The sequence below is a fragment of the Acidithiobacillus thiooxidans ATCC 19377 genome (assembly GCF_009662475.1).
Lineage (GTDB): Bacteria > Pseudomonadota > Gammaproteobacteria > Acidithiobacillales > Acidithiobacillaceae > Acidithiobacillus > Acidithiobacillus thiooxidans.
In genome coordinates this window covers 2384770-2398377 of the sequence record NZ_CP045571.1, presented here as the reverse complement: position 1 = coordinate 2398377, position 13608 = coordinate 2384770, and the positions used below count along the sequence as shown (strand labels likewise).

Annotated in this window: 16 protein-coding genes and 1 pseudogene; 2 read left to right on the top strand and 15 right to left on the bottom strand. The window is 49.9% G+C overall.

Features of this window, described 5'->3' with window-relative positions:
• Positions 1-8 precede the first annotated feature (8 nt).
• The 15 genes from GCD22_RS12705 to GCD22_RS12640 all read right to left on the bottom strand — a co-directional run bounded on the left by GCD22_RS12705 (position 9) and on the right by GCD22_RS12640 (position 12519).
• A complete protein-coding gene (locus GCD22_RS12705) occupies positions 9-641 on the bottom strand; it encodes a thioredoxin fold domain-containing protein (protein ID WP_153940771.1) in 633 nt (210 codons plus the stop codon).
• Positions 642-667: 26 nt separating this feature from the next.
• Positions 668-1273 carry a thioredoxin fold domain-containing protein gene (locus GCD22_RS12700; RefSeq protein ID WP_244947531.1) on the bottom strand — a complete coding sequence of 202 codons (606 nt, stop codon included), beginning with the start codon at positions 1271-1273 and terminating at the stop codon, positions 668-670.
• A gap of 30 nt (positions 1274-1303) precedes the next feature.
• Positions 1304-3277, bottom strand: coding sequence for a protein-disulfide reductase DsbD (dsbD, locus tag GCD22_RS12695; protein WP_244947530.1), 1974 nt, complete (start codon positions 3275-3277; stop codon positions 1304-1306).
• Positions 3278-3306: 29 nt separating this feature from the next.
• Complete coding sequence (locus tag GCD22_RS12690; protein ID WP_081577239.1) at positions 3307-4020, bottom strand: HvfC/BufC N-terminal domain-containing protein; 714 nt, start codon at positions 4018-4020, stop codon at positions 3307-3309.
• A complete protein-coding gene (bufB, locus tag GCD22_RS12685) occupies positions 4013-4888 on the bottom strand; it encodes an MNIO family bufferin maturase (RefSeq protein ID WP_081577240.1) in 876 nt (291 codons plus the stop codon). Before bufB ends, GCD22_RS12690 begins: the two co-directional genes overlap by 8 nt.
• Before the next feature lie 93 nt (positions 4889-4981).
• Entirely contained in the window at positions 4982-5131 is a 150-nt protein-coding gene (bufA1, locus tag GCD22_RS19010; RefSeq protein WP_404812730.1) for a BufA1 family periplasmic bufferin-type metallophore, read from the bottom strand.
• Between the two features lie 401 nt (positions 5132-5532).
• Entirely contained in the window at positions 5533-5658 is a 126-nt protein-coding gene (locus GCD22_RS18770) for a hypothetical protein (RefSeq protein ID WP_254892701.1), read from the bottom strand.
• Between the two features lie 41 nt (positions 5659-5699).
• Complete coding sequence (locus GCD22_RS12675) at positions 5700-5978, bottom strand: carboxymuconolactone decarboxylase family protein (protein WP_051690768.1); 279 nt, start codon at positions 5976-5978, stop codon at positions 5700-5702.
• A 19-nt stretch (positions 5979-5997) separates the two neighbouring features.
• On the bottom strand, positions 5998-6597 hold the full coding sequence (locus GCD22_RS12670; protein ID WP_211371668.1) for a class I SAM-dependent methyltransferase: 600 nt from the start codon (positions 6595-6597) through the stop codon (positions 5998-6000).
• Positions 6594-6701 (bottom strand): SHOCT domain-containing protein, encoded by a 108-nt coding sequence (locus GCD22_RS18600; RefSeq protein ID WP_226842641.1) that lies wholly within the window; start codon positions 6699-6701, stop codon positions 6594-6596. The genes GCD22_RS12670 and GCD22_RS18600 overlap by 4 nt, the downstream gene beginning before the upstream one ends.
• 126 nt (positions 6702-6827) lie before the next feature.
• The gene (locus GCD22_RS12660; protein WP_081577243.1) at positions 6828-7199 is read right to left on the bottom strand and encodes an ArsR/SmtB family transcription factor; all 372 of its coding nucleotides are present in this window, start codon (positions 7197-7199) and stop codon (positions 6828-6830) included.
• Between the two features lie 118 nt (positions 7200-7317).
• On the bottom strand, positions 7318-7830 hold the full coding sequence (locus GCD22_RS12655) for a hypothetical protein (RefSeq protein ID WP_176211985.1): 513 nt from the start codon (positions 7828-7830) through the stop codon (positions 7318-7320).
• Between the two features lie 2 nt (positions 7831-7832).
• Complete coding sequence (locus tag GCD22_RS12650) at positions 7833-9749, bottom strand: site-specific integrase (RefSeq protein ID WP_153940811.1); 1917 nt, start codon at positions 9747-9749, stop codon at positions 7833-7835.
• Positions 9750-11366, bottom strand: a complete 1617-nt coding sequence (locus GCD22_RS12645) for a site-specific integrase (protein WP_211371667.1) — start codon at positions 11364-11366, stop codon at positions 9750-9752.
• Positions 11367-11388: 22 nt separating this feature from the next.
• Positions 11389-12519: a tyrosine-type recombinase/integrase gene (locus GCD22_RS12640; protein WP_153940809.1), complete on the bottom strand. Its 1131-nt coding sequence runs from the start codon at positions 12517-12519 to the stop codon at positions 11389-11391.
• A 188-nt stretch (positions 12520-12707) separates the two neighbouring features.
• On the opposite strand from GCD22_RS12640, the pseudogene GCD22_RS12635 reads away from it, so the two are divergent.
• Positions 12708-13313, top strand: a pseudogene (locus GCD22_RS12635) (phospholipase D-like domain-containing protein); the annotation flags it as partial.
• On the top strand, positions 13306-13569 hold the full coding sequence (locus GCD22_RS12630) for a hypothetical protein (RefSeq protein ID WP_024895286.1): 264 nt from the start codon (positions 13306-13308) through the stop codon (positions 13567-13569). The pseudogene GCD22_RS12635 and the gene GCD22_RS12630, both read left to right, overlap by 8 nt.
• The last annotated feature ends 39 nt before the right edge of the window (positions 13570-13608 follow it).

Below are 13608 nucleotides of genomic sequence, written 5' to 3'. Positions count from 1 at the left end.
TATAATACTCACCGCAAATGCGGCAGCAGCCCGGAAAGCTGTTTTTCAGAAATCATGCCGGGGATGCGGCCAATATGACCATTTTTGAGACGATACAACATGGCGGGCGTGCCATTGAAACCCAATGCACCCATCATTTCCAGATTATGCTTAAGATCCTGGGTTGTTTTTGCTGTGGGTGTGGCTTTGGGAAGGCTGCGATAGTCACCGCTCTGTAACGCCGGACCAACAATGGATTCAAAATGTTTCAATGTTGTCAGAGGATGGGAAGATTGCAGCCAAGCGGCGGCTTCTGCCGGACTTTGTGGCGTCAGGAAGGCCACGGGGACATAACGGACCGTCAATTTTCCGCCCTTAATCAAGGCGGCCTCATGGTTGTACATCACATGGCAGTAAGGACAATTGGGATCCTGAAAATCATAAATGATGGGACCGTGGTGGCCTTCCTGAATATAAGTGAGGTGATGCGCCAGAATATGCTTCCAAAGAACATTCGCCGTCAGTTTTTTTGGCGGTACCGCTGTAGCCGTTCCCGTTGCTGTCTGAGCTTCAGCGAAAGTCGTGCCAAAAAGTAATAGACTACTGCCAAATAGCCCGATTCCCAGCCATTTCAGCCAGCGGGTTCTCATCCTGTTTTCCATGTCGCGCTATTCTCCTGGTACGCAGATTATTTCAGATTCGGAATGATGGTCAGCAGTTCCCCGCGAGATACCATGCCGGGCATTAATCCTGTTGTGCCATTTTTGCGTTCATACAAAATGGCGGGTACGCCCATCGAGTGGGCACTTTGCAGTACAGTCATGTTCACTTTTAAAGCGTGAAGCGTCTGTGGAAGTGCTTTGGCTTGCGGCAGACCAACAGGCCCCTGGGGTCCCATAGGTGCCGCGAAACTCTTGGCAGCCAATCCCTCAAAATGTTGCAGCGCCTGGACCCGATGCGGGGATTGCAGAATAGCGGCAGCTTCAGGGGTGCTACTGGGCATGAGATAAGCGACCGGCACATAACGTACGGAGAGTTTCCCGGCTTTGATTAGCGGCTGCTCCTCATCGTACATACCGTGGCAATAAGGACAATTCGGATCAAAAAAATCATAAATGACCGGTCCTTTATGCCCTTCCTGGATATAGGTCAGTCGCTGGCCGATGTCCTTCCAATAATTGTTCTGAGCCATTTTGGGTAAAGGCGGAAGTTCTGTGGCTGCCAGGGCAGATCCTATGCCCAAGATGCCGATCAGCATGCCGGTTAAAACGGTCAGTCTTGTGTTGCAGTTCATAGCGATCTCCTCAATATAATTTTTATAACATCAATGATCAGTCATCGTATGGCCCAGCTTCTGCTGCAGGTGCTGCAGGAGCGTTTCGGGTCCTTCATAGCCTTCATATTGGGCAACCAGATGCCCTTGCGCATTGACCAGCAATACTGCCGGTGGCCCAAATAACTGGAAATGATGAAGCAGGTGGCGCGATGCGGCATCACTTGCTGTCACATTCACCCGAATTAGCGTGAGTGGTTGCAAGGCCTTTTCTACATGGGGATTGTCATAGGTTTCGACATCCATACGCTGGCACTCTACACACCAGGTTGCCCAGAAATCCACCAATACCGGGTGCCCTTTTGCTGCGGCCAAAGCCGATTGCAGCTGGGGAAGGCTGCGAACCACGGTAAACTGGAGGGGATGATGCTTTTGAAGTGCATGGTTCTGTAGAGGGGCGACTGAAACCTCTTTTGCCACGAAAGGTGCCAAAGGTTCAAGCACCAGGGAAGCACCCGCCGAGGCACCGACTCCGAGAACCACACCATAGACAACAGCCAGTATGCCGAGTCCCTGGAAGAATCGGGGCCATCCCCCGGAATTGGCTGCAAACGCCCCCAGAAAAATACCTGAGAGGATGGCGAGCGCTGACCATAAGGCCAGCGTAACCGGTCCCGGCACAATTCGTGACAGGAACCAGATGGCCACTCCCAGCAGAACCACGCCAAAGACGGCCTTTACGCCATTCATCCATGCGCCGGATTTGGGCAGAAAATGTCCGGCAGAAGTCCCGATGATCAGCAGGGGGACCCCCATGCCCAACCCCAGAAGGAACAGGGCCACCCCCCCCAGAACTACGTTGCCGGTGTGGGCAATGAACAGCAGAGCCCCCGCTAATGGGGCCGCGACACACGGTCCGACGATCAGGGCGGACAGCACACCCATCACGAAGGCGCTGAGAAAGTGTCCGCCCTTCCCGTAACGGGACAGGCGCGATTGTATGGCATTGGGCATCTGCAATTCGTAGAAACCGAACATGGAGAGCGCCAGTACGACAAACAATGCACTGAATCCACTGAGCACCCAGGGATTTTGAAAAAAGGCCTGCAGATAGGATCCAGTGATCGCTGCAAGAACCCCGGCAACCGTATAGGCCAATGACATACCCAGCACGTAGGCCAGAGAAATCCAGAATGCATGCCTTCTGGACTGTTTCACGGTCAACTGAGTGTTCCCCTGACCGACCACCAGGGAGGACAGAATGGGAATCATGGGGAAAATGCAGGGTGTGAAGGCTAGTCCAAGGCCCGCCAGAAAGAAAAGCAGTAGCGTTAAGAGGACTTGCCCGCCGGCTAATCCCGCTGCGAACTGCCCATATTGACCGGCCACCACAGAAGGTTGAACCGGCTTCTGCAGAGCAGGATGCGTGTCGGCCAAAGCCGGAGCATGCCGTACGGTGCTGGCAATAATTCCCGTCGGGCTTAGCGTATAGCTTTTCGTGATGACTGGGTAGCAGACACCGGCATTGGCACATCCCTGAAAACTGCTGGTGACTCGAAGTTGCTTGGGGGGCGTGCCCGTGAAATGTACGGGCACCCGAATCGTGGTGGTATCGCCCTCATAAACAGCCAGGGTTCCGACCCCCGGTATATCCATCGGTTTGCCCGGTGGCAGGGTATAAGGCGCCAAATGGGCAGAACGAGGGCTTACCTGTAAAGTGATCCGATTGCGGTAGAGGTGATAATGAGGCGCGGCGATCCACTGGAGGACCAGGGTATCGTTTGGTGCCATGCGCGCCTTAAAGAGGAAGGCTTTGGCCGGTGCCAGAAACGGTGAGTGATGCACGCTATTGGTGGACGACATCAATGACGAAGCATTGAGACTCGTTATTGAAACCAATGAACTGGCAAGGGCGGATGGAGAGAGCATCAGCAACAATACGATGAGCGGTGCCCACAGCCCAAAAAAGGCATTTCCCGCTAGTCTGATGAGATGATCTCCTCGTTCCTGAGAGGTGCTGCTCATAACTGGATACTTCATTCGTGTTCGCTACCTCAGTGTTGTTGTTGTAAAACCCCATCACCGACTGCTGTTTCCCCGTACAACATGGGGTCACAGTCCGGTTCAACTGTTCGGGCGGCAGCAGTGGCCTGATCGGGGGTATGTCCTTCCAGTAAGGCCCGATACCAAGCCGCCTCGCCCGGGGACAAGCTGCGCATCAGTACGTCTTCCTGTGGGCGCACAACCAGGACGCTATCACCACCAAGTGCATCCAAATCCAGCGTGCCTTCCTCATTGGGGTGCTGGCACAGTTGCCAGAGCGCCATCAGCGGATAGCTCGACTCCACCAGATGCAGGGAAGCATGCAATCCATTAACGATGAAGTTTTCTGCTGCAGAGTAAGCTTCATGACTGGCCCATTCCAGCCGTGCCATATCGGGTAAATAGGCGAGTTTCCGGGTGAGAGGATGGTGGGCAAGAAAGGCAGGCATGTGCTCGCCATAGGCGTTGCGGTCGCCAGATAATGAGGGAATGGAGCGAGCATAGGAATAAGCGATTTCACGAAAACAATCCTCTCCAATCAGCACGAAGATCGCACCGTAAACATTTTTGAGGCTTTCGCTGAAGCCTTCCAGAATATTGTTGCGATAAATGGCAGTTGCAACAGCCGCAGAAATTGATCCGCTCAGTCCGGGAATAACGCGGCCCTCTTCCGGTGACAGGACGGCAGCTACAAAGGATTTTTGGTAGTCCAGCGCATCATGCATGGATCCCCTCCAAAATATGCTGTGCTTTTTGAGCTTCCTCCAGCAGAATAGCAAGTGGCGGAATGTTCGTATCCCATTCAATAAGTGTGGGGATTGGGCGGCCGATAATCTGCAGGGCCCGTCGATAAAGCGTCCAGACTTCGGGCCAGACTGCCTGGCTGTGCGTATCGATGAACACTTCCTGACCTAAAGCAGTTTCTATCGAAAATCCTGCCAAATGAATCTCATGGATGGCATTGGCTTGGAGATTTACCAAATACTCATCACTATTTATTCCGAGATTCCGGCTGTTGACGTACAGATTGTTGATATCCAGCAATAACCCGCACCCCGTACGTCCTACCAGGGCATTCAAAAAAGCCCATTCTGCCATCTGATTGTCGGCAAAATGCAGATAGGCCGAAACATTCTCGATCAGGATTTGGCGCTGCAGAACATTCTGCACCTGGTCAATCCGATCACTGACATGCTGCAGCATGCCTTCGGTATACGGTATGGGTAATAAATCGTGCAGATAGCGTCCTTCCGATGACACCCAGCAGAGATGTTCGGAAATCAGTCCCGGTTCATAACGGCTGATCACTTGCTGCAGTTGTTGGAGGTGTTCCTTATTCAACGGGTCCGCACTTCCCAGAGACAGACCGACGCCATGCAGACTCACGGGATAATGACTGCGCACCTGGTGCATCACTCTATGAGGCAAGCCACCCGCAGCAAACAGGTTTTCACTATGCGCCTCGACCCAGGCCGTTGGCGGTTTGCCGTTTTGGAAATCGCGATAATGGCAGGCACGTAGGCCAATCCCTGCAGCTACTGGGATCTCCCTGGATAAGGCACCAGTGTGAATTGCTGTAGTGTCCTGGATCATCAGCGTGTTCTCCTGGCTACCAGAATGCTCAAAAAAGGTTTTTTCAGCATTCTAAAAAATATGCCGAGGCCAGTGAGACCTCGGCCCCCCTATTTATTTCTTAGCAGGGGTTTTAGTGGGGGTCTTTCCGGGGGTCAGGCTGCCACCCACGATTTTCAGGCAAACCCCTTTCGGTACGGCCAGCCAGGCATCGGGATTGCCATTGGTTTTTGCGGATCCGGGAGTAATACCGCCTATGGACATACACTGGTTTTGATGCGCACGGGCAATGCCATAACACTTGACATAGCCCGGTGGCATCCCGCCTGCCATCGCTGTGCCAGCAAAACCCACTCCAGCCATAGTGACAGCCCCAGCAAGCAGTGCACGCTGGAAAGTATGTTTACGATTTGTCATTTCCTTACTCATGATTAACTCCTTTTTCATAACGACCACGTGGTTTTCCCCGAAGGGAACGGTGCCTGACACTCAGGACCCCGTCAAACTCCCTGATATCCCCAATTTCGTAGTTGAAGGGTGGGAAGTTCCGGCGTGGCAAAGGCTGCGATTGAGGTAGTCTTGTGGATGACAGCTAGCATTTCCGAGCGCATGCCCATGCACATCCCCATCATCTATTGCATGAAGTGGCCGGTTTCACCCCCCGGCTAGTTTCCCATCTGAGCCATCCTCTTTTTCATCATGCCCATACCCATCACCATCGGATTGGAAGCGCCGCCTGGTTCGTGCTGCGATTCGTCGCTTGTTTTGGTGTTTTGATCTTTGGGTTCCATGTCCAACCTCCTAGTGAATGATTGGGTTGATCCTTCTCGTTCTATGGGTTTTCAGCCCGAACTTTCTTGGCCAGCAGCCTCGCGTTGCTCGCGCCCACGGTCATGGCAACGCTAATCGCCTCATCGATCTCCGCATCACTCGCCTGGAGTTCCCGTAGCACGCCAAGGGCATATTTCGTGCAGAATTCACAGTTTGCCCCCAGCGCTGCCCCGAGACAGATGAGATGACGCGTCTTGCGGTCCAGTGCGCCCACCGGGCCATAGACGGCCGCATGAAAGCGGTTGTAGTGTTCGATGACTTCATCATGATTGTCGGCCATAGTTTTCTCCTGTTCTGAATCAGTTTGCACGGACGAAGACTGCCCCATAATGATAAGGAGGCAACTCGACCAGGGTTTCCAGCGTAAAGCCGGCCGGTTCGACCACCGAGCAGGTTTGTTCCGGGGACATGCGCATTTGGGTACTCGGCCCTCGCGGTTGGTCTAATACAGTCGTCTCTTCGCGCGGCAGGGGATACCAATTGACGATGGCCAAACGACCGTTGGGCTTCAAAGCCGCAGCAACTTCCCGAGCTAACGCCGTCTTGTCCGGGGCGCCGTGGAAGGTGTTCGCAATCAGGACATAGTCGGCTGTTGCGCCCGCCAGGCGGCTCAGTTCCATAGCGTCTCCGAGCAACCATTCACAATTTGTCATTCCCTCGCAAGCCAATTGCGCCTGATCCAGCATCTCCGGGTCAAGGTCGAAACCTATGACATGTCCCGCCCCAACCTGCCGGGCCATGGCGGCAGTGAAATAACCATATCCGCAACCCAGGTCGACTACTGTCATTCCGGGCTTGATACCCAGTGCTTTGATTACACCGTCGGGGTCAGGCCATAAGGCTTGCCACCAGTTTCTGTCGGGCATCCCTGTGGCCGGAAACAAGCGCTCCTGAATCATAATTCAAGTTCCTTTTTCATTCGCTGATATTCCTCTTGGCTAATCTCCCCACGAGCGTAACGCCGGTCGAGAATCGCTTTCGCGCTTTCCTCTCTGTCACGCATCTCTCGCCTTCCGCAGATCGGCCAATCCCTACATCGGAAGAGGAAAATCAACAACACGACCAAGAAGATCAGTGGAAAGATCCACATCAACGGAAACCATTCCCACGACCTATATGACCACATGGACTATCCTCTCTTGGTTCTTGCACCTGCCGAAGGGTGCCTGGTCGGTCGGCTGAGCTGATGGTCCATGCCAGCGACCCGTGCCTGGCGCGTGTCCAACCATTGTTTGAGGTCGTGCAGGATGTGCAGCAATTCGGGGTCTGCGAGGCAGTAATAGATGAACGGTCCGCGCCGCTCGGCGCGAACGAATCCCGCCTCACGCAACACGCGCAAGTGGAAGGAGACGTTACTTTGTCCCATGCCCGTTGCCGTGATGACGTCTGTCACCGGACGGCACTCAAGACCCAGTTCGCACAGGATGCGTAGACGGTTTGCTTCTCCGAGCACCTTGAGTGCCGGAATGACTTGTGGCTGATCAGGTTCGCGGAAAATCATATCAAAATTGACTCATATAAGTGCATATCTATATGTTGGGCCAAATTCAGATCAATATCAAATATGTCTGGTGGAGACGTACCCCCCCCCGGGTGTCAGGCTCTCCGGCGCAAAACTGTCAGGAGAGAGTCTCTCCATCCCCAGCATTAGGTAGGGTGACCACTTTCTGTAAGGTTGTGGGTGCACGCATCAGTTTCTGATAGTCCACGATACGGGCATCACGGACCTGCAGTTGCGTTTCCAGTTCATGAATGCGGAGATCCAGCCGGTAATTGATCCGGGCCAGGGCAGCGACTTCGGCTTGCGCTTCTTCTACCAGTTTCCGGTATTCCTTGAGTTTCGCTTCGGCCTCTGCCAATTCGGAACGCTGGGCCTTGAGTTGTGTACGAGGGGCCGTGTCGTTGATTTTACGAATCTGTACCAGGATCGGTTCATGAAAACGATACAGCGTCGCCCGATCCACGTCTGCTTCTACAGCCACGGCAGTGGCCGTGATTTTGCTCCCTTTTTTCACCCGGCGCGGATTGCCACGCACTAGACGGCTCAGGGCCGCTTCCAGCTTGCGGCGAGTCGCCTTAAGCGAATTTTGACCGTGCTGCGTCAAGGCTGCGAGGCTTTTTTCCGAACCCATAATTATTGGTCCTTTGATGCTTCCAGTCTGCGTAGAACGGTTTCGGCTTTGTCCAGGATCAGTTGCGCCCGGGCGCGACCCGATTCTCCCATATCGTCCAGAGCCAACGCCTCCTTTTGCTGGTCACGAATACCCTCCCAGACGGGCCGATGTTCAGGGCCAATAATGCCATAATGGCAATCCACACACATTTGCGCTTCGAAAATGCACAAGCCGCCACATCCCGTTCCCCGGGCATTCCCTACGCACCAGGAATGACCGGTTCCATTCAGGGTAATGGATCCTGAATACTCCGCAATCAGCTTTTCTTTGTTTTCCGCCGTACGGACTGAGGACCGCCAGGCTTTCAGCCATTCGCCCCCCTTGGCCAAAGGGGCCTCTGAATCCAGCAACCCAGTCATAATCTCGGATTGCCGGGTTTGCTTTTCCTGGGTGACCATGGCCATCAATTCGATGTCCGATTCATACTCATCTGCACCCCCATCCGCATAATAAGTGGTCATATCCAGGCTCCAATGACCGAAATGTTCGCGCAGTGCCAGTAAATCGCCCAATTCCGAGCGGGCGATGAATCGCGCATACGTTCGTCGAAACTGATGAGGATGTAGATGAAATGGGCTCTCAGAGCTACCCGAACTCAATAATTGCTCACAGAAATGCTGTATATTATGATTTATGGTTGAACCATTTATTACGGATATGGATTTACCATATTTCCTATTCAAAGCAATAAATAGCTTATTTTTTTGTTTTTTTATAGTATTAATTCTTTTGTTGTGTTCGATATTTATTATTTCATGGTTTTCAATTGGTTGATCTTTTATATATTTCTCTTCCTCTTCGAATATGTACCGCAATGGCTCCGATAAACGAGTCAAAACATCAATTGCTGTTTCTACAATAGGAGGTACCTGCCATAACTTTTGACGCAGACCAGTTTTATAAATCATCCCTTTTATCCAGATCGTATCTACTAGCCCATCTTTGCTTGGTCTATGAATCACACAATCAGTTTCAAGAGATTTTATTTCAGAATCGCGTATTTCTGAAAACATTGCAATGATGATATAACAAGCAGTGCGCAATAATATTTTTTCTTTATTGAGAATGGTTTTAGTGCTTATAATGTATGGCTCGGATATATTTGCTGTTAATGACTCCAACTGGTCTGACGGACTGATTTTCCCGTAAGGATCAAAGAATTCTTCTATTTTCAATATATAATCGGATTTATTGACAACATAATCAATCGCTTTTTGAGCAATTAGAGTGGCAAAACCGTCGGGAATGAACTCTGTCGAAGGTATTCGGTAGTTTTTTGATGATTGAAGTATACCGGATAAAGAATAAGTCGTTTCCAATGGCCATGGATGAGTTCTTATCGCATCATTCAGTTTATCTCTTTGTTTATATAAATTTTCAACAACACCCAAATACATTAGTAGAGTTCCCGGCTTCAGTGGTTTATTTTTTTTGTGCTTCAGATAATTACAGTATTCAATGGTGCGACCAGTCAACTCTGAGAATGAACGAACATTATTTTTCGTCATCCAGTACAACAAATGTCTTAAATAAGCGTGTTTGTGAATTATTGTAAGCAATGAAGGACGCTTTTCCCCTTCTACCGGTTCAGCATAGAGTGACCATATAAACTCCTTGGAAGCCATTAGTAGTGATGCAAATTCAGCATCAGTCAACCTTTTCCCATCCGGCAAGACTACATCCCATAAAATTCTCTTTACGGATGCACTTAAATTATCTTGTGGAATCAATGGATAAAAATCCCATATATCATCGCCAAAGCGGCTGACTACTACTGAAGTTCCATTTTGCGAGATATCTACTGAAACAGCGGTTTTCGCCTTTTCAATCGGACTCAAAGCGCGAAATTCACGAAACGATAAATTTCCTGCTGTCATCTAAGCGCTCCGCCAGGTAGGGTGTGGATCTTTTTGGGCTTTTTCCTTCGCTAAGGCGACGACAGAACTGGAGAAGTTTGGAAGAATATCTATATCTATGCGTCGAATAATGGGCGCATAGGTTTTGGCCCAATGGTTGGGGTTGATTTTGCTACGTTCAGCTAAAAGCCTATAGTAAAAGCTTAATAGTCGCCAAAGATCATCCTCAAAAACACACATATTGGGGCAACGAAAACAAGTGAGAAACTTCTTGCACACCGATTCGTTTTCGCGAAACGGATTTTGACACCGCGCTATCCCTGTATTGTATCCACCACTCATTAGATTTTTTATATTCTCCAGTGGCACGGAACCATCTGCTGCCAACATGACTTTACCCTCTACCTCCGTCTTTGAGAACTGACTCACCATGCTATTAATTATAAAAGCATAATCTCTTTCTGATTCTAAGGGTTGTGTGACGTAGTATCGAAGCGTGGTATCGGCCTGCGCATGCCCTAGCGCCATCTGCACACGACGTACGTCTCGTGTACGTCGGTATAAATCGGTGGCCATTGTGGGTCGCAGCCGTGATATATTGAGTTTCAGCAATTTTCCTTCGTCGTCCAGAAGTCGGTGTCGCTTTGAAAAAGTTATTACGAATCTCCCTGCGGTTGAATCTTGCAGCTTAACAAGCAAGCCTTTTCTTTCGTCACGTGCTATACGCCAAAGGAATAAATATCCCTGTAATCCTTCTGGAGCATCGCCATAGGTGGATCTGCTCCAATTTCGAAAGAAGTTGAAGTGCTCACTAATATTTGAAGGAATTGTATCCATATTTTTTTGTTCTTTTTTCTCATGCTTTTTACTCAGAGATGTTGCCAATGATGTATAACCTCGACGTTTTTTTGTTATCAGGATGTCACGACCATCCATTGGATGTGATCGTATGCTATTGTCCCGTAAATCTAATAAACAGCTAAGGTTTCTTCCAGTTGCAAGACCTAATATCAGCAAGTGGACGGCTATTATTTGGGAATCTGATATTTTTTTAGCGTCTTCACTATGGATTATTTTTAGATCTGCATTAAGTGCATTGATAATCTGTTTTTGTTCATTTTGTGAATAGGGTTTACGGTGCAATGCACTACGATTAGAATTTGGAAAAGGATTTGCAGGAAATGTTAACTTCTTATTCGCGACATTAAAATTTAATTTCTTGCAGTTAAGTAATATATTTTTAACAAGATAAAATGTTTTTTGTTGGGAATTTATAGGAAAATTATTTCCTTTGTTCTTTCCCTTTGTAGATATTTTATGACCCAACCATACCAAGAAATCATCAACGACCTGGCGATCAATTTGGTTAAAATTTGTAATGTAATTTTGTTCGTAATCATCTAAAAAAAGCCAAAAGCGTCTTAAGCCAATATTTTCATATGTCTGAATGCTTTTTGCAGACAAGGAATGGCGCAACATCCAGAAAACATCCCGTATTTGTTCAGCAAGCTCTTCCCTCCCATTCGTCCGATAACGGTTAAAATCCAGATGGACTTCGCCCATATGGGGACACTGGATTGTGAAAGCCCAACCGGGTGGCAGATCAATCAGCTCGCCGTCCTTTTCTGTCAGGGACACCTTCCGGTCTAATTTTGTCCGCCTAATGGCCATGGCTCAGCGACCTGCAGACATCGGCTATGTAACCGTCAATATCATCTTGCTGAATCAGGTCGGCAGCATGGATGTATTGTTCAGTTGTGGTAATGGAACTGTGCCCCATACGATCCTTGACCCAAAGTAATGCCTGACTTTCTCCCTTGGTTCGGAGCATGCGCAAAAGTTCATAGGTCCCATAGGTATGCCGCAGGAGATGTGGATGACAGGGAATACCTGTTTTCAGGCTGACTTTGGCAAAAGCATTATTGACGCCCTTGATGGAGAGCGGATCCCCTGTTCTTGATAGAAAAAAACGCGTGGTTTCAGTTTTGTATTTTTTTCTATGAAGGGCCAACAGCTTGGGCCATACGAATGTAAAATATTCATGGAGGGCGACTGCGAGATCATAAGGCAACATCACAGTTCGCGTTTTGTTGCCTTTCGTGGGTGTCATGCTCGCATCCAGGACCATCGGGATCTGTTTTCCTGGATCCCGCCCTGCGGGATTGGGGACTACCCGATAGTCCAGGGCGGTGACTTCTTCCCGTCTCATCCCCGTCAACAACATGAGATAGCCCATCAATTGCAGTCGTCGTGGGTGGGTCTCTTCCAGAAAATGGATAGCCTTTTCCAATAATAGAAATTGGGGTCTACGATCGTAGGTCTTGAGGGTTAGCGCGTTCACCTCAAGACGGCCTCCTTTAGCGTCCACATGGGCCAGAAATCCTCGCGGCTTGGCCACCCAAATATCCTGCTTGGAAAAGGGTACTGCAGTGGCCGTTCCCGATTTAACGGACCAGTCATAAAAAGCATGCACACTCCGCAATCTTTGATTGACCGTGCTCCGTGCACACCCCCTCTCCAGCATGGCATCCCGCCATGCGGCAATTTGTCCCTGGCTGACAGCGTTCCAGTCCAGTCCGTTTGCTTCCAGAAAGGCAAAATATTCCAGCAGGTTCGACCCGTAAGTTTGCCAGGTTTTCTCCGACCGCGTTCTGCCTCTGACTGTAGCTATGTAGCGCAGATACTGATTGGGTGGACTCACCAACTCCATCTGGGCATCGCACAGAAAAGGAATATTGGGGCGCTCAACGCCCTCAATGCTACATGTAGAATCGGTAAAGAAAAGTTTCATGTAATGTACCCAACAAAGATAATCTCCTTACCTTGGCTCTCTTTCCAAGGGGGTTCTTCTAACTGGATGCCAACCTACCCCTACACATCATTTGGGCCTTACCCGACTCTCTCTTTGAGAGTTACTATGTCATACTTATAATTCGCTGTAAACATGTTATCTTTATTGTCAACAAACATAGGGTGACATACCATGCAAAATATCTGGCGTCAGGCCATGAAGCTGAGATCGGTAATCCGAATTTTGCCTGGTCTGATTTCCACGATGCCAGAAACTACCTCTACGTCACGAAAAATCCAACCATCGTGCGGGCAGTCAACGCTGTATTTAATGCGGATTGGCAGAATCGGCACGCGCCTGCATGGACACATCGTGATCTGGTGCTATCGCCCGGTACTTCGGTGCATCAGATTATTCAGGTCATCGACCAGCCGGGACCGATTGCTATTGAAGATGAGGAGATCGGACCTTATGCGCCGACGCTTGATGCGATTGCCGAAAAAGGCCGATTGGCGCGGGTAATCATGCCAGCCAATATCAATACCCAAGATCGCCAAGATGCGCTATTTCTGGAAGCACATGGCGTACAGGTCAGGCTACTACCGGTGAAACCGATATATTTGCACGCCAAATTAGTATTAGGAAATTCATTGGCTTATATCGGTAGCGAGAACCTGACCCAGACATCACTGGAGGTCAACCGAGAGGTTGGATTGCTGCTGAACGGTTCTGATATTCCCAAACTTCAGGCGCAGTTCAATCGGGACTGGGCGAGGGCGCGGAATTATGATTAAGCGCGAAACCCGTTCGGTAGCGCCCCAGTTTGGGAATCGCGCCAGGGCTAAAGCAAATCGTTATCCGAAATCACAACAAGACGTGGTCAGTTCGTCGCAGCCTGAACAGGAACGCTGTGAAACCCGGAAATTCTGGTATCCCAAGGATCTTGATCTTCCTGATGGCGGTGCATTGGTGCAGCCCCGGCAGATACAGCCTGAACCGTCGAAGACTATCCCTGTCACGGTTCGGAAGAAGCGGGATTATCGGGCCTGAACGGTTAGATAGAGTTCTTAAAAGGCAGTAAGCAAACCT